This window comes from Parendozoicomonas haliclonae (genome assembly GCF_900174585.1).
In the GTDB taxonomy this organism is placed as follows: Bacteria; Pseudomonadota; Gammaproteobacteria; order Pseudomonadales; family Endozoicomonadaceae; genus Sansalvadorimonas; species Sansalvadorimonas haliclonae.
Window position 1 is genome coordinate 70,540 of the sequence record NZ_FWPT01000001.1, and the last position, 18,528, is coordinate 89,067.

17 protein-coding genes are annotated in these 18,528 nt (G+C 50.6%); 8 read left to right on the top strand and 9 right to left on the bottom strand.

Annotated elements, in window-relative coordinates; translation table 11 throughout:
* Nucleotides 1–56: 56 nt before the first annotated feature.
* A complete protein-coding gene (locus tag EHSB41UT_RS00345; protein ID WP_087105788.1) occupies nucleotides 57–2,042 on the bottom strand; it encodes an ATP-binding protein in 1,986 nt (661 codons plus the stop codon).
* 87 nt (nucleotides 2,043–2,129) lie between these two features.
* On the bottom strand, nucleotides 2,130–3,095 hold the full coding sequence (locus EHSB41UT_RS00350) for a ketopantoate reductase family protein (protein ID WP_087105790.1): 966 nt from the start codon (nucleotides 3,093–3,095) through the stop codon (nucleotides 2,130–2,132).
* Nucleotides 3,096–3,216: 121 nt separating this feature from the next.
* On the opposite strand from EHSB41UT_RS00350, the gene EHSB41UT_RS00355 reads away from it, so the two are divergent.
* The 3 genes from EHSB41UT_RS00355 (at nucleotide 3,217) to EHSB41UT_RS00365 (ending at nucleotide 5,674) form a co-directional block, all read left to right on the top strand.
* The gene (locus EHSB41UT_RS00355) at nucleotides 3,217–3,429 is read left to right on the top strand and encodes a dodecin (protein ID WP_207626528.1); all 213 of its coding nucleotides are present in this window, start codon (nucleotides 3,217–3,219) and stop codon (nucleotides 3,427–3,429) included.
* Nucleotides 3,430–3,543: 114 nt separating this feature from the next.
* A complete protein-coding gene (locus tag EHSB41UT_RS00360; protein ID WP_087105792.1) occupies nucleotides 3,544–4,026 on the top strand; it encodes a YajQ family cyclic di-GMP-binding protein in 483 nt (160 codons plus the stop codon).
* A gap of 88 nt (nucleotides 4,027–4,114) precedes the next feature.
* Nucleotides 4,115–5,674, top strand: a complete 1,560-nt coding sequence (locus EHSB41UT_RS00365) for an AmpG family muropeptide MFS transporter (RefSeq protein ID WP_087105794.1) — start codon at nucleotides 4,115–4,117, stop codon at nucleotides 5,672–5,674.
* A gap of 8 nt (nucleotides 5,675–5,682) precedes the next feature.
* Here the strand turns inward: EHSB41UT_RS00365 and EHSB41UT_RS00370 are convergent, their stop codons facing one another.
* A complete protein-coding gene (locus EHSB41UT_RS00370) occupies nucleotides 5,683–6,003 on the bottom strand; it encodes an MGMT family protein (protein ID WP_278248132.1) in 321 nt (106 codons plus the stop codon).
* Nucleotides 6,004–6,139: 136 nt separating this feature from the next.
* Here EHSB41UT_RS00370 and EHSB41UT_RS00375 point away from each other — a divergent pair, with 136 nt between their 5' ends.
* On the top strand, nucleotides 6,140–7,135 hold the full coding sequence (locus tag EHSB41UT_RS00375; protein WP_165767102.1) for a DUF481 domain-containing protein: 996 nt from the start codon (nucleotides 6,140–6,142) through the stop codon (nucleotides 7,133–7,135).
* Between the two features lie 37 nt (nucleotides 7,136–7,172).
* Here EHSB41UT_RS00375 and EHSB41UT_RS00380 read toward each other — a convergent pair whose 3' ends face one another.
* Nucleotides 7,173–7,601 carry a Dps family protein gene (locus EHSB41UT_RS00380; protein WP_087105800.1) on the bottom strand — a complete coding sequence of 143 codons (429 nt, stop codon included), beginning with the start codon at nucleotides 7,599–7,601 and terminating at the stop codon, nucleotides 7,173–7,175.
* Between the two features lie 175 nt (nucleotides 7,602–7,776).
* On the opposite strand from EHSB41UT_RS00380, the gene EHSB41UT_RS00385 reads away from it, so the two are divergent.
* A complete protein-coding gene (locus tag EHSB41UT_RS00385) occupies nucleotides 7,777–8,919 on the top strand; it encodes an acyl-CoA dehydrogenase family protein (protein WP_087105802.1) in 1,143 nt (380 codons plus the stop codon).
* 28 nt (nucleotides 8,920–8,947) lie between these two features.
* Here the strand turns inward: EHSB41UT_RS00385 and EHSB41UT_RS00390 are convergent, their stop codons facing one another.
* Complete coding sequence (locus EHSB41UT_RS00390) at nucleotides 8,948–9,943, bottom strand: AraC family transcriptional regulator (RefSeq protein WP_087105803.1); 996 nt, start codon at nucleotides 9,941–9,943, stop codon at nucleotides 8,948–8,950.
* Between the two features lie 390 nt (nucleotides 9,944–10,333).
* Here EHSB41UT_RS00390 and EHSB41UT_RS00395 point away from each other — a divergent pair, with 390 nt between their 5' ends.
* On the top strand, nucleotides 10,334–10,648 hold the full coding sequence (locus EHSB41UT_RS00395) for a hypothetical protein (protein ID WP_087105805.1): 315 nt from the start codon (nucleotides 10,334–10,336) through the stop codon (nucleotides 10,646–10,648).
* Nucleotides 10,649–10,831: 183 nt separating this feature from the next.
* Here EHSB41UT_RS00395 and EHSB41UT_RS00400 read toward each other — a convergent pair whose 3' ends face one another.
* Entirely contained in the window at nucleotides 10,832–12,025 is a 1,194-nt protein-coding gene (locus EHSB41UT_RS00400) for a class I SAM-dependent rRNA methyltransferase (RefSeq protein WP_087105807.1), read from the bottom strand.
* A 196-nt stretch (nucleotides 12,026–12,221) separates the two neighbouring features.
* On the opposite strand from EHSB41UT_RS00400, the gene EHSB41UT_RS00405 reads away from it, so the two are divergent.
* The gene (locus EHSB41UT_RS00405) at nucleotides 12,222–12,875 is read left to right on the top strand and encodes a hypothetical protein (protein ID WP_087105809.1); all 654 of its coding nucleotides are present in this window, start codon (nucleotides 12,222–12,224) and stop codon (nucleotides 12,873–12,875) included.
* Between the two features lie 19 nt (nucleotides 12,876–12,894).
* Here the strand turns inward: EHSB41UT_RS00405 and EHSB41UT_RS00410 are convergent, their stop codons facing one another.
* Complete coding sequence (locus EHSB41UT_RS00410) at nucleotides 12,895–13,179, bottom strand: hypothetical protein (RefSeq protein WP_087105811.1); 285 nt, start codon at nucleotides 13,177–13,179, stop codon at nucleotides 12,895–12,897.
* Between the two features lie 195 nt (nucleotides 13,180–13,374).
* On the opposite strand from EHSB41UT_RS00410, the gene EHSB41UT_RS00415 reads away from it, so the two are divergent.
* The gene (locus EHSB41UT_RS00415) at nucleotides 13,375–15,087 is read left to right on the top strand and encodes an AMP-binding protein (RefSeq protein ID WP_087105813.1); all 1,713 of its coding nucleotides are present in this window, start codon (nucleotides 13,375–13,377) and stop codon (nucleotides 15,085–15,087) included.
* A 58-nt stretch (nucleotides 15,088–15,145) separates the two neighbouring features.
* On the opposite strand, the gene hldE is transcribed toward EHSB41UT_RS00415, so the two are convergent.
* Both hldE and msbA read right to left on the bottom strand, forming a co-directional pair.
* Nucleotides 15,146–16,582 carry a bifunctional D-glycero-beta-D-manno-heptose-7-phosphate kinase/D-glycero-beta-D-manno-heptose 1-phosphate adenylyltransferase HldE gene (gene hldE, locus EHSB41UT_RS00420; protein ID WP_087105815.1) on the bottom strand — a complete coding sequence of 479 codons (1,437 nt, stop codon included), beginning with the start codon at nucleotides 16,580–16,582 and terminating at the stop codon, nucleotides 15,146–15,148.
* A complete protein-coding gene (gene msbA / locus EHSB41UT_RS00425) occupies nucleotides 16,579–18,429 on the bottom strand; it encodes a lipid A export permease/ATP-binding protein MsbA (RefSeq protein ID WP_087105817.1) in 1,851 nt (616 codons plus the stop codon). Before msbA ends, hldE begins: the two co-directional genes overlap by 4 nt.
* Between the last annotated feature and the right edge of the window lie 99 nt (nucleotides 18,430–18,528).

Sequence of the window (18,528 nt, forward strand, 5' to 3'; positions counted from 1 at the left end):
TGTTATTTGCATAGGAATTTATTTGAGGGGGATTATAACAAGCCTGAATCGGGTGGTCAGGTGGGCAGGTTGAGCCCGATTGTAAACTCGGTGCCTACACCTGGGGTTGATTTCACACCAATCGAACCGTGATGGTTGTTGGTGATAATAAAGTAGGAGACGGAAAGGCCAAGTCCCGTGCCGCTGCCAATATCCTTGGTGGTGTAGAAAGGTTCAAAAATACGCCTGCGAATATCTTCAGGCATACCCGTACCATTATCTTCTACGGTGATAATGACCTGATTATCCTTCTTCTCGGCTTTTATGGTGATCTGCCCCTGCCAGTCTGTCTCCTCGCGGTTGTTGATCGCCTGAGCCGCATTTTTCAGCAGGTTAAGCAGTACCTGCTGGATTTCATTGGCAATACAGGGAACTGGAGGAAGATCAGGAGCAATCTCTTTATTGATGGTAATCCGTTTGAAGTCGAAACCTTGTTTGAGATTGAAGTCGGACGCGGCGATATCAAGAGTCTGAGTAATCAGATCATCCATCGGTGTCGGTGTCAGATCCCGGCTTTCCCTGCGGCTGAACTGCAGCATATTGGAAACAATCTGTGAGGCTCGCACGCCGGCATTGTGAATATTATCGAGGAATTTATTGATATCCCGCTGGGCAAGGTAATCGTCAACGGCTTCCAGCTTTAGCCCCAGCGATTCTGCCACCTCTGTATTGGCCGGTAGATCTGGTGACACTCTACGTCGGATATTCTGCACGCTTTGCAAAATAGCCCCAAGAGGATTATTGATCTCATGAGCCATTCCCGCTGCCAGGCCGCCAACAGACATCATTTTTTCGGTCTGGACCATCATCTCTTCCAGCTGTATGCGGCGGCTGATGTCATCCAAGCGAATCACGGCACCATGCTGGTCGGCATCAGCCAGAGGATAAATCATCATGTCCATATAACGCTCGCCGACTGGCAGAGCCAGCAGCAGCTTTTCAATATTAACGGCTTTTTCATTATCCAGTGCGTCCTGCACCTGTCCCAGAGTGTCAATCAGAAACGGCATCACCTCGCCAAGGTAGCTGCCCATGGCTTCATCGTGATCCAGGCCGGTCAGGAGAGAGGCTTCCCGATTCCATTGAGCCACCGTCAGTTCTTCATCGACAGCCACCAGGGCTGATGGCATGGAATCGACAATGCTGTTCAGATGATGCTGCAGGCGTGTCAGCTGCCGTTCAGTTTCTTTGCGGCCACGAACTTCCTGCTCAAGCTGTTTGTTGCTGAGATGGGTTTCGATAGCCAGCGCCTGGGCTTTAAGGCTGGCTTGCTCGGCCTTGTCTCTGGCAGTGGTCAGTAGCTGATCACGCGCCTCAATTCGGGTCAACATAGTGTTGAAGGTCTGAGCGAGTATGCCAATCTCGTCATGGAAAAAGGATTGCGCCCGAACGCTGTAGTTCTCTTCAATGGAAACGGTATTGGCAATGCGGATCAGGTGCAGAACCGGGAGTGTGATAATTCGCCGGATCATGCCCGCTGCCAGGCTGCTGAACAGCAGGATGAAAACCAGAATAATGATAACGGCAATGGTCATTCCGGCATAAAAGTCGATGGGAAGTGAAGCATCGGCCTGAATGTAAATGGTGATCACCTTGCCATCGCCGGCACTGACAATCTTCAGGTAGTCAGTATCTTCAATCGCTTCGGTCGGAGCTTGTTTGGGAAGCTTGGGAAGACCGGCCGGTACAAAGCAGGCATAGATCGAGCCATCAGCCTGATAGATGCCAATGGCACTAATCTGAGAATACTCGCTGGCTTCCTGCAGAATATTTTCGGCTTCGGTAGGGTTGCTCAGTAGAGTATTAAGAATGGTTGGTTCCGAAAGGATTCGGGAAACAGCCTGCACATTAGCAGGAACAAAGTTATTTCGTGAAACCAGGTAAGCCGACACAATCAGCACTGCGCTGGAGACAATGGCAACTCCCAGCACAACGCTGAGCATCACCAATACCAGCTTTCGGCTGATTGACAGTCGGGACAGGTAATCCTGGAAACTGTTCATTTTGCGTCTTTGTCCGCAGGCTCACTGTGGCAAAAAGAGTCTCCAGATTACATGGCCTTGTTTAAATGGCAAAGCGTTCCGCTTTTATTATTCAATGCCTCTGGCCTTGAGTTCCGCCATAAGTTGCTCATGATGTCGCGCTTTTAGCCCTTTACGATGAGCCAGCTTGAGAAGGTAGCCATTAATCCAGGGAAGCTCGGTTGGCCGGTTATTGCGAACATCCTGAAGTGCAGAGTTGATATTGGCTGAGGTGACAGTCAGAACATGGTTCACCTTGTCCATCAAAGGAGAGTCACTCTGGAAGCCTTCCGTTTCCAGCAGAGCTTCTGTCTCTGCACAGAGGGCTGCGACGCGAGGCTGAAATTCAGGCTTTAGCAGTTCGCCATTAGGGCAGCCATGAATAGCCGTTAGAGCATTAATCGCAGAGTTTATGGCCAGCTTTTCCTGGAGTTTCTGCAACACGTTATCGGTTGGGCGAACATCAAGGCCGGGCAGATTCAATAAATCCGAAATCAGACCTTCCCTGTCTTCCGCAAGCGGGTTGGAGGCACCAAGCCAGGTCACACCATTGCCAGCTCGGTTTACGCTGAGGAATTCTGCAAGCCAGGCACCATCTGTGGTTGAGCCTGCGAATACTGGATGATTGGTAAAGCTTTCAGCCACCTCTTGTTGGCTGCCCAGACCGTTTTGTAAAAGAACAATACAGGCGTCTTCTGTCAGGCGTTCTTTGACAGATTCGATAGCCGAAAGGGTATCGCCAGCTTTGGTGGTGACCAGCAGGTGTGAAATTTTTGTCGTGTAATTCGTGGATTCGAGAGTGACGGGAAGTGTTGTAGTTTCACCATCTTCCTGAATGTTCAGATCACATACTTGTTTCTGATCAGGAAGACGTTGTGGGCGCACCAAAAGTGTTGCCGAAAGACCGCTTCGGGTTAATAAAGCCGTCCACAAAGTGCCAATGGCACCTGCGCCAAGGATATGCCAGGTATGTTGAGGCTGCTGTTGGGTCACGGGATTCACACAGAGCGTTATAGCAAAGAAACAGTTCTGCATTGTTGCACAGCTCGCTCCTGTTGATCAGTGCATTTGCGCAACGAATTTCACAGGCTATTTATTTCAAAGGCTATCTATACTGAACGAAGACTTTTTAGTGTATTCAGTGAATGGAGGTTGGATGATGGGTGCTCATGTTTATAAAAAAGTGGAAGTGGTTGGCAGCTCAACGGTAAGCAGTGACGATGCCTTAAAAAATGCTATCGAGAAAGCGGCACAGACAATAAAAAATATGGATTGGTATGAGGTTGTTGAACACCGGGGCCATATTATGGATGGCAAGATTGCTCACTATCAGGTGACGGTGAAAATAGGCTTCCGGCTGGAAGGCTGAACATCAGACACGGACCTGTGTATAAATAAGGTTGTTGGCACTGTTATGGCGCGCGTTATCCGCTAAAATCCTGCCATTGAAACGGAACATTCTGAATAGACAGGAGAATGGTGAATGCCTTCATTTGATATCGTCTCTGAAGTGGACATGCACGAACTGACCAACGCTGTTGATCAGGCCAGCCGTGAGCTGACAACCCGCTACGATTTTCGCGGTGTTGATGCCAGCTTTGATCACAAGAAAGAGAACATCACCATGACTGCTGAAGCAGACTTTCAGCTGAAGCAGATGCTGGAAATGCTGCAGGGCAAAATGGTGAGCCGCAAGATTGATATCAAGTGCATGGAAGTGAAAGATCACTATGCATCCGGCAAGCAGGTTAAGCAGGAAGTTGTTATCAAGCAGGGCATCGACAAAGAGCAGGCCAAAAAGATCGTTAAGCTGATCAAAGACAGCAAGATGAAAGTGCAGGCTGCTATCCAGGGCGACCAGGTGCGTGTTACTGGTAAGAAGCGTGATGATCTGCAGGATGCGATCGCTGCGATTCGTGAAGCTAAGCTCGAAGTGCCTGTTCAGTTCGATAACTTCCGCGACTAATTATTGTGGATGACCGGCCTGATATTGTTCAGGTCGGTTTCTGCTAAAAACCGCCAAAGCGAACCGGCAACGGAGCCGAAAATAAATCATGGGAAAGGATTCATCAGCGCAGGTTCAGTCTGAGGCAACGCGCAGCTGGGGCGAAACAATCGCAGCCTGTTTTCAGGGGCGTGTACTCTCCATGCTGTTTCTCGGCTTTTCGGCTGGTCTACCTATCCTTCTGATCTTTAGCAGTTTATCCCTGTGGCTACGGGATGCTGGTGTAGCACGCTCCACCGTGACGTTTTTCAGCTGGGCTGCTCTGGGTTACTCCTTCAAGTTTGTCTGGGCACCGCTGGTTGATCGGTTGCCTCTTCCTGTTCTGACCAATTGGCTTGGTCGCCGTCGCTCCTGGTTGCTGGTATCTCAGCTCGCTATTGTCGGCGCGATGATATTTATGGCATTGCATAATCCTCAGGACAGCTTGGTGATGATGGCTTTGGGAGCGGTGCTGCTCGGGTTTTCCTCCGCGACCCAGGATATTGTGATTGACGCCTACAGGATTGAAGCGGCTGATAGCGACCTTCAGGCGCTTATGTCCTCGGCCTATATTGCCGGCTATCGAGTAGGCATGTTGGCTGCTGGGGCAGGAGCCCTGGCACTGGCAAGCTGGTTCGGTGCCGTGGATGGTGCGCCATACAATTACACGGCCTGGTCTTACGCCTATTTGTGTATGGCGGCCTTGATGCTGGTGGGCATCATAACCACCTTCAGCGTGCGCGAGCCTGAGGTTCAGTCATCCACCCACAAATACGGCACTGTTGATTATCTGCGCTTTGTCGGCTTGTTTGCTGTTGCTACGGCAGTGTTTGTGGCGGGCTTTATTGTTTTTGGAACACAGACAGGTGTTGTTGCCTCGCTGTTTCAACCTCTTACCGGTGAGCTGGTTGCAGCCTTTCTGGCAGAAGCATTGCGGCTGATATTAAGTGCTGCTGGTGGGTTGTTGGCAGCATGGTTTATGGTGCGTTTGCATATTGTCTCGCCAGCCATGGTGGATGAAACCTACGTTGCGCCGTTCCGGGATTTCTTCAGCCGCTTTGGACGCTTGGCAATTATTATCCTGTTGCTGGTGGGCACCTTCCGTATTTCCGATATTGTTATGGGCGCGGTGGCTAACGTCTTTTATGACGATATGGGTTACACCAAACAGCAGATCGCCACCATCACAAAAACATTTGGTTTGTTTATGACCATTGCTGGTGGCTTCCTTGGCGGGATCCTGGCGATACGCTATGGCGTTATGAAGAGTCTGTGGCTGGGAGCTTTTCTGGCGGCTGTCAGCAATCTGTTGTTTGCCTTGCTGGCGGTTTCTGAGCCACAGTCTTGGATGCTCGCTGGTGTAATTGCTGCTGATAACCTGAGTGGTGGTCTGGCGTCAGCAGCCTTTGTCGCTTATCTCTCGGGGCTTACCAATCGGGCGTTTACCGCCATGCAGTATGCGGTCTTCAGTTCTCTGATGACGCTTCTTCCGAAGCTTTTGGCGGGGTACTCAGGTACTGCTGTTGATGCTGTGGGTTACCCGACCTTCTTTATTGGCTCGGCTTTAATTGGCCTGCCGGTTCTGTTCCTGGTGGGTTATCTTGGACGACATATGTCGCCCAAAAGTTAACTCTGGCGTTAAATAGAGACGCCGTCCCAGCGAAATTCTTTTAGGCTTAGTCTGGACTCAATAAATACAATACCTTCCTGCTCCAGACGTTCCTTTTGAACGCTGTAGCGGGAAGAGTCCTGAGGGAAAGATATCTCGCCACGGCTATTGATTACGCGATGCCAGGGCAGGTGGCTTCCCGGTGGCAACTGAGAGAGAACGGTTCCGACTAGCCGTGCAGCGTTGGGCAGACCGGCAAGCTCGGCTATCTGGCCATAAGTCGCTACTTTGCCTTCTGGAATCTCGCTGACCACAAGCCAGATTTTCTGATTTCTCGTGAGTTCGCTCACGATGGTATTCCTGTCCGATAAAATGTGTGCAAGCATATCATCCGGCTAGAGAGTAATCTCCACCTGTTGTTGATCAGATAACCTCCAGTAGATGTTTGAGATGCCTGAGTATATTCGGAGCTGTTTCAGGTTCTGTGTGTCATTTGTTACTTGCCTTGTTATATCCCTGCCTGGTCTTGCGGATACGCTGCTGCTGAATAACGGAAATGTTTTGTCCGGCAAAATCCTTGAACTTAAGGATGGCAAGGTACGCTTTGATACCGAATGGGCTGGCGAGATCAATATTGATATCCGCTTTGTCGAATCTGTGGAGACTGAATCTCTTCTCTGGGTGCGTATGAAAGGTCAGGATAATTTCCGACTGGTTCGTCTCTACCGTGAGGGAGAGCATACCTGGCTGGCGGATGAATCAGGTAATAGTACCAGACTGGACAGTCAGGAGAATCTGGCGTCTTTGCAAGCGGTTGAGCCGGATGACGATCGCTGGGTGCACAGTGGTTCTGTGAATCTCGGACTGGCGCTGAATGACGGTGAACACAAAGAACGTGAAGTGAACACTTCTGGCTCTGTAAATGTGAGAGACCGAGTTCATCGGAATATATTTGCCTGGAAAGGCAAATACGCCAAAGAAGATGATGTTCTTGATGATAAGCGGCTGCGGCTTAATTACGACTACAACCGCTTTCTAGATCGACATTGGTATACGCTGGCCAACGGAATGTGGCTTTACGATCTCGATGAAAGCCCTTACCGACGCTATTCACTGGGTGGCGGTTTGGGATACGAGTTCTGGGATCGCAGTACCGGCAGTTTGAAAACCGATACCGGTTTGAACTATCTCTGGGAAGATTACAAAACCGGCGGCAATGTGAAGCATTGGGCTCTTCGTTGGAGCGTATCCGGCATGCAGCACTTAAGCGGTGATCTTTATTCTACGCTTGGTTCGGTCGTGTTTTATCGGTTGGGGGATGCAGATCAGCTGCTCTGGGATCTGGATTTAGGTTTGAAGTACCGGATCAGCTCAAGGCTCTGGTTCAATCTTCTGTACAGCCTTGATTATGACTCTAAGCCATCCAGCGATGGAGTAAGAACGGCTACCAGCCTGACCTTTGGACTTGGCTATGGCTGGTAGCTTGGGGCTTTCCGTTCTTATGAACAGGCTATAAGAATTAAAGGCTGGACTTCAGCATCCACAGGTCTTTTTCAATCAGACCAATCTGCTCATCAGTGTAAGCGCGGGTGATGTCGTCAGTGGCTTCGTCGGCGGAGATCGCCTGGAACTGCATCTGCATTTCCTTGAAGTCAGCCATGATGGACTTCAGGATGTACTCAACACTGAACTCAGTCTTCTCTTCTTCCAGAATGGTGGCCTTGGCCAGAATATCCTTCAGGGTTACCAGAGGCTTGCCTTCAAGCTGCAGAATACGCTCGGCTACATCGTCATACATGGTGGCGAAACGAGTGTAGTACTCCTCGGTTTTCAGGTGCAGCTGGAAAAACGCAGGACCTTTAACATGCCAGTGGTAGTTGTGAAGCTTGGTAAACAGTACGTTTGCGTTAGCAAGAACGACGTTCAACTTCTCGATGGTATTTGACATATCGGTACCTATATCCCTATCTGATTGTATTTTTCGATACCAGTATTCGGTAATCTCTTACTGGGTGTCATTGATAGAGGTCAAACTTTGCTCTCTTCCCATAATATAAGGGGGAGTGACAAAGAAAAAAACGGCACGCAGTACCTAAATTAGAATAAGAAAATATGGTGAATTTATGCTCTCTCAGCACTATTTCAACGATGAACATGCCCTCTTGAGAGAATCTGTCCGGCGCTTTGTGGAGCAGAATGTTTTGCCCCATATCGATGAATGGGAAAGCGCGCAGGAATTTCCAGTTGAATTGTACAAACAGCTCGGTGACGCCGGTTTTTTAGGGATAGGTTTCCCCGAAGAGCTGGGCGGCTGCGGCGGTGATGTTTTTCACAAGGTTGTCTTCACTGAAGAAATTATGAGAGCAGGGTCTGGTGGTTTATCAGCCGGTATCGGCTCCCATGATATTGGCCTTCCACCCATTGTTCGTCTTGGCAGTGCAGAGCTTAAGGAACGTGTTGTGCCTCCGGTTTTGCGGGGGGAGAAAATTGCGGCTCTGGCGATTACTGAGCCGGGTGGTGGATCGGATGTGGCTAATCTGAAAACCCGTGCCGTGCGAGAAGGCGACACCTACCGAATAAATGGCTCCAAGACCTTTATTACCAGCGGCTGTCGTGCAGATTACTATACCGTCGGCGTACGAACCGGTGGTGAAGGTTTTGGTGGTATCAGCCTGATTATGGTGGAGAAAGGTACTCCGGGTTTTTCTGTAGGAAAGAAGCTTAAAAAGATGGGTTGGCGTTGTTCAGACACCGCAGAGCTTTTCTTTGAAGACTGTGTGGTGCCTGTCAGTAACCTGATTGGTGCTGAAAATCAGGGCTTTGCAGCGATTATGGGTAACTTCCAAAATGAACGTCTGCTATTGGCTTTGATGGCTAATATGACCTCCCGCCTCGCTTTGGAGCAAGCGACAGCGTATGTGCGACAACGTGAAGCTTTTGGTCGTTCGATTTCCAAGTTCCAGGTAACACGACACAAGCTGGCTGATCTGGCGACACTGTTGCAGGCTTCCGATGCGCTGACATATCAGGTGGCTGATGCCATGAATCAGGGGCGTTCTGTCATTAAGGAAGTGTCTATGGCCAAGAACTTTGCGACCGATTGCAGTGACAAGATCACTCATCAGGCTGTACAGCTGTTTGGCGGTATGGGCTTTATGGAAGAGTGCCTGGTGGAAAGGCTTTACCGGGATAATCGTATTCTGTCTCTGGGTGGCGGAACCCGGGAGATCATGAACGAGATTATCTCCAAGCAGATGGGGCTTTAATTTAGAGGTTGGGGCTGCATCGGGGTGGTTAAAGGTTCAGGTCCAGCTCCAAATTCTGGTTGTAAATATCGGTTTCATCCTGTTTTCGGAAGTCAGTCGGTGTAACGCCGGTTTCTTTTTGAAAGGTACGGCTGAAATGGCTGTGGCTGTTGAACCCGAGCCGCCAGGCAATGTCTGAGACTGGCAGATGAGTTTGGTTGGGGTCTTTTAATAGCTCCTTTGCCCGCCGAAGCCGTCGGTTCAGTACTTCCTGCCGGAAGCTGGTGTGGTGCCTCTTCAATAGTTTGAAGAGGTAAGCTCGGGAGATACAGGCCGCTTTGGCCACGGAATCTGTACTGATCTCCGGATCTTCCAATTGGCGGTCAATGGCGGTGAGAATGGCAGCCAGTCGCTTCTGCTCAGAGGAGATCTTTTGTGTTTCCGGCTGATTATGCTGAAGAGTCAGGGTCAGCAGATTAATAAGTTGCTGGCCGAGAGTGTGACAGACCTTCTCGCAGGCAATATCCGCCAGACCACTGATCAGCCCCAGACTCTGATTGCGCAAGATCATTCCCAGCCCGGATTTGCAGGTAAGAGTCAGAGGCTGATTATCAGGCAGCAGCTTCTGCAAGTGGCGCAGTCTTGCTTCAGGAATCATCACCTGCAAACAGCTGGCTGGCGACATATAAATTGTTTCAACGGGGTAGCTGATATTAATCAGTAACGCTCTGTCCCTTTCTAATGGAATGTTCTTCCGATCCTGTCGTACGACGATGGAGCCATTGATTGGCATGATCAGGACATACTCTTTACGAAGCTTTCCTGAGATAGACGGTGGTTTGTTGCGCAGGCAATGTTCGGTAGCGTTGAGGATGCTGATACGCAAGTCGCCAAGATGGGCCAGACGCAAGCGTCCATGAAACTCTTCAGGGTTGGTGTCAGGGAGTGGTTCGAGGGCAACAGGTTGGAGATGGTTCAGGAAGTCACCCCAAAGCGATAGCGGGCTTTGGGAAGTCTGACCTTCCGTGTCCATAATTTTGATCATCAGCAGTCTCCAGATCCCTGGTAACGTTTGTCTGGTCAATATGACATACTGATTGCTGAGCTTTCCCTGACCGAGGGATACGGAACTTAGCCAGCGACAACCTGTCGAATTAACACATTACAACTGATGACGAATGTGAATCCTTATACATTCGTGTGACCATTTGAACAGCCTGTAGACTTATCGTCAAGTCACTGTCCACTTACAGGCAAGCCTTTAAAAAAAGATATCTGTATAAATATTCACACAAGCAGGCAATCGATATAAAAACTTTTCACAGAAAGGGCTGTAATAAATCAGCTGCTTGGTAAGAGGAATTTTTTAACCACATCATTGTCTACAACACTCCTTTATAAAAACATATAAAGAGTGGTTCAGGAGGTATGCTTCATGGTTACTGGTAATACATCTGTGATGGATGCAATGGAAGAGCGCGTTGAAGATATTCTTACCATGTATGCCGCTGGTGTCATGTCACGGATGGAAGAAGATTACATTAAAGGCCTGGGCTGGGCGCAGCGTGCGGAAGAAGCTGCTTTCCAGCTTGGTGTTGAGGCCCGGCAGTCCAACCGGCATGTCAGCTTTGGTGTTCCCAAGCTTGATAAAGCCTATATTCAGGGGCGTGCCAAAGCTTCTGCAGCCTGCAAGGTTTATGACCTGAATGGCGAAGAAATCAGTACAGACGAGCTGCCAAAGTCTGCTTGATGATTTCAGATTGATTTAAAAAATGTGCAGTCCGTCACAAGAATTTGATTTGCTACCCATAACAATAAAATAATCACTTTCTTGAAAACAAAATGAAGCCCTGTATCAAAATTGATGCAGGGCTTTTGTTTTTGTCAGCCTTTATTGTTAATTGTCAGGCTTTCTCAGTTAATGCCTGTTTTATTAAACGCGCAGCACGCGGCCGAACATCGCTTTGATATAAGCGGTTTCTGGAATGGCCGGATGAATTGGGTGGTCGGCACCCTGATGGCATTCGGCAAACAGCTGAATCTCACGGTCAATATGGCGTGCTGAGGCACGCAGGATATCTGTCAGCGAATCTCTCTGCAGATGCATGGAGCAGGAACCACTCACCAGGATGCCGTTCTGGCCCAGCAGACGCATGGCCATCTCATTGATACGACGGTAAGCCTGTTCGCCATTACGGATATCTTTCTTGCGCTTGATAAACGCCGGTGGATCAACGACCACAATATCAAAGCGTTCCTGGGCGGTGTGTAGCTCTTTCAGTGCGGCAAAGGCATCACCTTCCATGGTGGCGACCTTGTCACCAACACCGTTCAGTTCTGCGTTCTTGTGTACGTATTCCAGAGCGAGCGGGGAGCTGTCGACACAGAAGACTTCGCTGGCACCGTGGTTGGCCGCCTGAACACCCCAGCCGCCGATGTAGCTGAAGACGTCCAACACGCGCTGACCTTTGACGATATTGTTCAGCCATGCACGGGCAGGACGGTGATCGTAGAACCAGCCGGTTTTCTGGCCGGTGCGAACCGGTGCCAGAAACTGGGTATTGTTCTCAACCAGCGGCAGTTCATCAGGAACGGTACCGTAAGCTTCCTCAATATATTCAGGCAGGCCTTCGAGGGTACGGGCGCCGCCATTGTTGCGCAGCAGAATGCCGGTCGGCTTCAGAACCTTAACCAAAGCTTCTACGATTTCATCACGCATCAGTTCCATGCCGATCGTACCAATCTGTACGACCAGATAGTCGTGGAAACGATCCACAACCAGACCCGGCAGGTTGTCACTGTCGCCATAAATCAGTCGGTAGCAAGGCTCCGGGAACAGACGCTCGCGCAGGCTCAGAGCGATCTTGATGCGGTGTACCAGCAGTGATGCATCCAGAGCATGCTTGGTGTCACGGCTGATCAGACGGCCGCAGATCAGGGTGTTAGGGTTGAAATAGGCGATACCCAGAGCCTTGCCGGTGGAGGATTCCACAACGGCCTGCTGTCCAGGTGTCAGGGCCGTGAGAGGCGTGGCTGCGGTATCAATTTCATTGCTGTAGATCCACAGGTGGCCGGCCTTGATGCGGCGGTCGGCGTTTTTCTTCAGGCGTACAGTGGTGAGGTTCATGGATAACCAAGGCTCAAAATCAGGATTGCGCGCATTATAAGGGATGAGTGCGGGAGAGCCAGTTGTAATGCGTTGGTGCGGCTGGAATCGGGTTGGGGAGGTGAAATCTGACCAGATTTTGTCAGGGAGGCGTTCTCAGGGGCTGGGGTGTCTATAACTATATTATCTGTTAGGCCAGAATACCGGGGATATCACGATGAAGGGAATCATGAGCAAAGAGGCGGGGCTGAAGCTGGTACTAGCCGGGCTTCTGTTCTCTTCGCCGGCATTGGGTGATATCCAGCCATTGCCCAACCATCAGATGGGCAATATGTATATTGATAACTCGGTGCCGCTGGGAACCCGGCAGTCTATACAAAATACGATTGGTGATATACAGCGGCAGATAACAAGTGAAGTGCAATCTCGTGATGTGGATGCCGCGATAAGTGCGAAGATACCTAAGCCAGAAAAAAAGATTGAGTTAAGTGTCGATGAGCGTGTGCAGGAAGCCTTAGCAAAGAGTCATGTCAGCCCTTTAAATGGAGAGGTTTACGGACCTTTTCAATTACCAAGTCAAACGACGTACCCAGAAACTTTTACAAGAACAGTGAATGGTGAAGAGGTATCGGACACTATCCAAGTTGGAGGTCGAGGTGGGGGCTACCAAATAGGGCTGCCCAACTCAGGAAGCATTGAAGGTTTGAGTGGTGCAGGGATAAGGCTGGTATTTCCTAACAGGGGAAATGGTAACGGCGGAACAAGCGATCTTCCTTTTGCCAACCAAATAATTCAGGCTCCAGGGGTTCCCGCTTCAATAGAGGTTAAAGGTGATCAAATTATTTTGCTCATTTCACCACCCAATCAGTAGTAGATCGGGTGGTTTTTTCTTAGTGAGCTGCTGCAACTTCCGGCTTGAGATCATAGAGCTCACTGACTAAATTGCTCAGCAAAGAACGTGACTCTTCCTGCTCCGCATCCAGATCTTCTACAACTGCCATCACATCCAGACGCACAGTAATAAAGGAAATGGCCTCATTGCGGGCATGAATACCTTTGAAGAAGGCTTTTTGGCGCAGGCGGTTAAAATCCTCAACCAGCTGCTGGATATTGATGCGATGAGATATCTGACGAAAACGATCCTGACAGGCGATCAGGCGATAGTCTATGTCCAAGGTTCTCTCTGCTATAAAAATACGTCGAGTCGAGAGTGCCTTATCCTTCCCTCCCTGTAAAGTGTCCATAGTGATAGTCATAGAGATCGTTTCGTGTCCCCCAGTTGCGGCAGCGGTTTGTCATCACTGTTATGAGAAGGTAATAATGGGGGACTATAAAAATAAAAATGTGATCAAAAAGATCAGGGGGAGCGTATGGATTCTGGTTTCTGGGATGATAAACGACCGAAAGGCGTGCCGGCCGAGGCATCCGTACTTCCCTTTCAATCTCTGACTGAACTGATTGATGATTCTTTCTCGCGCTATTCTGACTGCCCGGCTTTTACCGGGATCGGGCATACGCTGAACTATAAGGATATTGATCGGTTAAGTGCACAGTTTGCTGCCTGGCTGCAAAACCATACTGACCTTAAGCCTGGCGATCGCATAGCTATTCAGCTTCCCAACCTTCTGCAATATCCGGTCGCAGCCTATGGTGCGTTGCGCGCAGGTCTGGTGATTGTAAACACTAACCCTCTTTATACCGCCCGTGAACTGCATCACCAGTTAAACGACTCCGGCGCCCGTGCGCTGGTCTTCTTGGAAAACTTTGGCAGTACGGTTGAAGAAGTGGTCGGCGATACTCCGGTCGAGTATCTGATCAGAACGGCTTTTGCGGATCTGGTTCCGGCTCCCAAGCGCTGGATCGTGAATGGTCTGGTGCGCCATGTGAAGAAAATGGTGCCACATTTTGATCTTCCCAAAGCTGTGCATTTTCGTGGAGTGCTGGCCAAGGGCAGTAAGTCGGCAGCTTATTCACCAGTTGCGCGTACCCGGGACGATATTGCTGTGCTGCAATACACCGGCGGCACAACTGGAGTCGCCAAAGGAGCGATGATTACTCATGGCAATCTGTTGAGTAATCTTGAACAGACCGATGCCTGTCTGGGGCAGGTGCGCGATGATGGTACCCCTTGGCTGGAGAATGGTAAGGAAACGGCCGTTGCTCCTTTGCCGCTTTATCATATCTATGCCTTTATCGTGAATCTGATGTTCTTTCCACATACCGGGCAGCACAGTATTTTGGTGGCCAATCCGCGAGATATCGGATTGTTTATCAAAGCCATCAAGAATTATAAGTTCACCTTCTTTTCCGGTCTGAACACCTTATTTGTCGGTTTGATGAACCACCCGGATTTTAAGCAGCTGGACTTCAGCCATCTGAAAGTGACGCTGTCCGGTGGTACTGCACTGCTGGAAGAGACAGCCCGACGCTGGGAAGAGATGACCGGCACTCGAGTATCAGAAGGTTATGGTCTGACAGAGTGTTCACCGGTGGTCAGCGTGAACCCTCTGGGCGAAGCAGCAAAGCCGGGTACTGCGGGAATGCCGGTGCCTTCTACAGAGATTCGTTTTGTCGGTGCTGATGGCAATGATGTGGCTCGGGGGGAGCCGGGAGAGCTCTGTGTTCGTGGACCTCAGGTAATGAAAGGCTACTGGCGTCGTGCAGAAGCGACGGCAGAAGTGCTGGATTCGGAAGGCTGGCTGAAAACCGGTGATATCGCGGTTCTGGGCGAGGATGGCTATATCAGGATTGTTGATCGGATAAAAGACATGATCCTGGTATCAGGGTTTAATGTTTATCCCAACGAAATTGAAAATGTCGTGGCTAACCATCCCGGTGTTGCGAACTGCGCGTGTATTGGTATTCCCGATGAAAAGACTGGTGAAGCGCCCCGGCTTTATGTGATTCCGAGAAATACGACGCTCAGTGAAGAGGATGTAATTAGCTGGTGTCGTGAACGACTCACGGCGTATAAGGTGCCAAGGCAGGTTGTGTTCCGGAAAGAACTGCCGGTTACGCCGGTCGGGAAGGTTTTGCGCAAGGAGCTTAAAGCTGAGTTTCAGCGAGAACAGGCAAGCTCTTAAATATGAAAACGGGATGAAACTTTCATCCCGTTTTCGTTTGGAGCATCAATACAGACCGTTAAGCAGGTGCTGCTTCATTACGGATCTTGTGAACGATCGCTGTCGTTGAACAGTTGTCCAAAAACTCCAGTACAGCCACTTCGCCACCGTAGGCGTGAACGATTGGCGCGCCCACAACCTGCTCAACAGTGTAATCACCGCCTTTTACCAGTACGTCCGGCTTTAGCAGTTCAAGCAGGGCTTCCGGTGTGTCTTCATGGAATGATGTCACCCAGTCCACAGCTTCCAGGCCAGCCAGTACTGCCATACGACGCTCTACAGGGTTGATCGGGCGTCCTTCACCTTTCAGACGATGCACGGAAGCATCATCGTTGATGGCAAGAATCAGACGATCACCCTGCTTGCGGGCTTCTTCCAGATAGCCAACATGGCCAGCATGGAGAATATCAAAGCAGCCATTGGTGAAAACGATCTTCTCGCCATTAGCGCGGGCTTCTTCGATTACCAGTGCCAGTTGCTCGCGGGTCATCACACCACGTTCAACGCCCTGCACCTGACTGACGGCGCGGCGCAGCTCCGGCATGCTGACGGTTGCGGTTCCCAGTTTGCCAACAACAATACCGGCTGCGATGTTAGCCAGTGCGGTTGCTTCCGGCATGGTCATACCTGCAGCCAAGGCCGCAGCCAGAGTTCCGATAACGGTATCGCCAGCACCGGTCACATCAAAGACTTCTCGGGCCTGAGCCGGGAAGTGAGCTTCCGGCTCATTGGCGCGCAGCAGAGTCATGCCGTGTTCGCTGCGGGTAATCAGCAGGGCTTCCAGCTCAAGCTCTTCACGCAGCTTTTGGCCGCGTTCAATCAGTGTCTGCTCATCCGGACACTGGCCAACAACCGCTTCAAACTCGCTCAGATTTGGCGTGATCACGGTTGCGCCGCGGTAGCGTTCAAAGTCTGTCCCTTTCGGATCGGCCAGAACGGGAATATTCCGGGCGTGGGCAATTTGGATCAGCGCCTGCAGGTCGTTCAGGGTGCCTTTGCCGTAGTCGGACAGTACCAGTGCATCCGCATTCCCCAGAAGCTTCTGAAGATGCTCAGGAATATTTTCCTGGAAGGCTTCAGCAAAGGTTTCTTCAAAGTCCAGACGAATCAGCTGCTGATGCTGGCTGATAACCCGTAGTTTGGTGATGGTTGGCAGGTCTGGGTGGCGAATGAAATCGCAGCTGACACCCGCAGACTCCAGCGTATTAGCCAGACTGTCTGCTGCTTCATCATCACCGGTTGCGCCCAGCAACCAGACAGGTGTGCCCAGAGAAGTAATGTTCAGGGCTACGTTGCCAGCACCGCCAGGGCGGTCTTCAGAACCATTAACCTTAACCACCGGTACCGGAGCTTCCGGCGAGATGCGCTTGGTGGAACCGTGCCAGTAGCGATCCAGCATCACATCGCCGGCTACCACAACGCGGGTTTTGTCAAAACGGGGCAGTGTCAGTTTCATGCGGTAATCTCGGTGACAGTTGTAGCCTCATCCTTGCCTTCATCCTGCTCATTCTCGAAATGCATTTGATGCAGGCGGGCGTAGGCACCGTCTTTAGCTAAGAGTTCGTCATGGGTTCCGGATTCAACAATACGACCCTGGTCCATAACCAGAATACGGTCAGCCTTTTCGATTGTTGAGAGACGGTGGGCAATAACCAGCGTCGTCCGGTTTTTCATAATATTGTCGAGCGCCTGCTGGATATGACGTTCGGATTCCGTATCCAGAGCCGAAGTCGCTTCATCCAGAATCAGCAGTGGCGCATCTTTCAGGATGGCACGGGCTATCGCCAGACGTTGGCGCTGGCCGCCGGAGAGTAGAACACCGTTCTCGCCAACCAGAGTCTGCAGACCTTGAGGCATACGCTCGATAAATTCCAGAGCATAGGCGGAGTCAGCCGCCAGCCGGATATCTTCCTCGTCGGCATCACGGAGATCGCCATAGGCAATGTTATTGGCAACAGTATCGTTAAACAGGGAAACCTGTTGAGTCACCAGTGCAATCTGGCGGCGCAGACTCTTCAGTTTATACTCTTCGATAGGTTTGCCATCGAGCAGGATGTCACCTTCGGTATGGTTGTAGAACCGTGGCAGCAGGCTGGCCAGTGTCGTTTTACCGCTGCCGGAGCGGCCAACCAATGCGATGGTTTCTCCAGGTTTCACTGTCAGGTTGATGTCTTGAAGTGCCGGACGTTCGCTGTTTGGATAAGTGAACGACAGGTTGCGGATTTCCAGTGCACCTTCCAGACGATCAACTTCCAGCGTGCCGTTATCTTCTTCCGGCTTTTCATCGACCAGTTCAAACACCGACTGGGCCGCGACAATACCTTTCTGAATATTGGGGATAACTTCACTCAGCTGGCGCAGAGGCTTGGGCAGCAGGCCAGCGGCGGTCAGGAAACCAACCAGCTCACCCGGAGTGTTGCCGGAGCCACCAAGGCTTTGCAGATACAGCACCGCGTACATCAGGGCGGACATGGCGCAGAGAATAATAAACTGCAGAGTCGGCGTCATGATCGCGCCAACTTTAACCATTTTCAGGCCTTTGTTGGTGTTGTCGATGCTGGCTGCCATAAAGCGGTTCTTCTCGTACTGCTCACCGCCAAAGCTGCGCACGACACGGTGGCTGACAATGGATTCAGAAGCGATATGGGTCACATCCCCCATGGTGTTCTGGATCTTCTTGCTCAGCTTCTTGAAGCGTTTGCTGGTCAGACCCACAACGGCGGCAATGATTGGCATAATCAGAATGAAGATCAGGGTCAGTTGCCAGTTGGTCCATAGCAGATAGCCCATTACGGCGATCACACTCAAACCTTCACGTACGACAACCTTGATGGCATCGGTGGCTGCGGTGGTTACGCCGCCAACGTTGTAAGTGATACGCGAGATAAGATGGCCAGAGTTGTTCTCATCAAAGAACCGGTTGGGCAGCACCTGCATGGCATTGAACAGGTGGGTACGCAGATCATGAACCACACCAAGAGAAACCCGGGCCAGATAGTAATTGCCCAGAAATGAGCCGATGCCACGGAACACTGCTATAAATACCATCCCCAACGGGACGATCATAATAAGCTGCTCCGGTGTCACCATGCCTAATCCCCAGATCTCAACAGGAGCCTGGGATTCACCAATAAGAGCGGTAGTGAAGTAATCGACCAGCTTGGGGAACATTGGCTGGCTGAGAGCAAACATGACATAGCCCAGAATGCTCAGGGCGAAAAAAGGCCAGTATGGGCGCACATAACCCAAAAGGCGCAGGTAAATCGCCAACCCGTTTTCACTGGGGCGGGACTGTTTTGGCATAAATTAACCTGTAAACCGTGAACCAGGAGTGACAGACGTCAGGAGGAATCCTTACAGAACCGCCAATGATAACACAAGATTGGCTGAGTCGTGCCCATA

Excerpts from the sequence above, each read along its gene's own strand:
- EHSB41UT_RS00345 (WP_087105788.1), bottom strand. The coding sequence starts at position 2,042 with ATGAACAGTTTCCAGGATTACCTGTCCCGACTGTCAATCAGCCGAAAG.
- EHSB41UT_RS00350 (WP_087105790.1), bottom strand. The coding sequence starts at position 3,095 with ATGCAGAACTGTTTCTTTGCTATAACGCTCTGTGTGAATCCCGTGACC.
- EHSB41UT_RS00355 (WP_207626528.1), top strand. The coding sequence starts at position 3,217 with ATGATGGGTGCTCATGTTTATAAAAAAGTGGAAGTGGTTGGCAGCTCA.
- EHSB41UT_RS00360 (WP_087105792.1), top strand. The coding sequence starts at position 3,544 with ATGCCTTCATTTGATATCGTCTCTGAAGTGGACATGCACGAACTGACC.
- EHSB41UT_RS00365 (WP_087105794.1), top strand. The coding sequence starts at position 4,115 with ATGGGAAAGGATTCATCAGCGCAGGTTCAGTCTGAGGCAACGCGCAGC.
- EHSB41UT_RS00380 (WP_087105800.1), bottom strand. The coding sequence starts at position 7,601 with ATGTCAAATACCATCGAGAAGTTGAACGTCGTTCTTGCTAACGCAAAC.
- EHSB41UT_RS00385 (WP_087105802.1), top strand. The coding sequence starts at position 7,777 with ATGCTCTCTCAGCACTATTTCAACGATGAACATGCCCTCTTGAGAGAA.
- EHSB41UT_RS00390 (WP_087105803.1), bottom strand. The coding sequence starts at position 9,943 with ATGATCAAAATTATGGACACGGAAGGTCAGACTTCCCAAAGCCCGCTA.
- EHSB41UT_RS00395 (WP_087105805.1), top strand. The coding sequence starts at position 10,334 with ATGGTTACTGGTAATACATCTGTGATGGATGCAATGGAAGAGCGCGTT.
- EHSB41UT_RS00400 (WP_087105807.1), bottom strand. The coding sequence starts at position 12,025 with ATGAACCTCACCACTGTACGCCTGAAGAAAAACGCCGACCGCCGCATC.
- EHSB41UT_RS00405 (WP_087105809.1), top strand. The coding sequence starts at position 12,222 with ATGAAGGGAATCATGAGCAAAGAGGCGGGGCTGAAGCTGGTACTAGCC.
- EHSB41UT_RS00415 (WP_087105813.1), top strand. The coding sequence starts at position 13,375 with ATGGATTCTGGTTTCTGGGATGATAAACGACCGAAAGGCGTGCCGGCC.
- hldE (WP_087105815.1), bottom strand. The coding sequence starts at position 16,582 with ATGAAACTGACACTGCCCCGTTTTGACAAAACCCGCGTTGTGGTAGCC.
- msbA (WP_087105817.1), bottom strand. The coding sequence starts at position 18,429 with ATGCCAAAACAGTCCCGCCCCAGTGAAAACGGGTTGGCGATTTACCTG.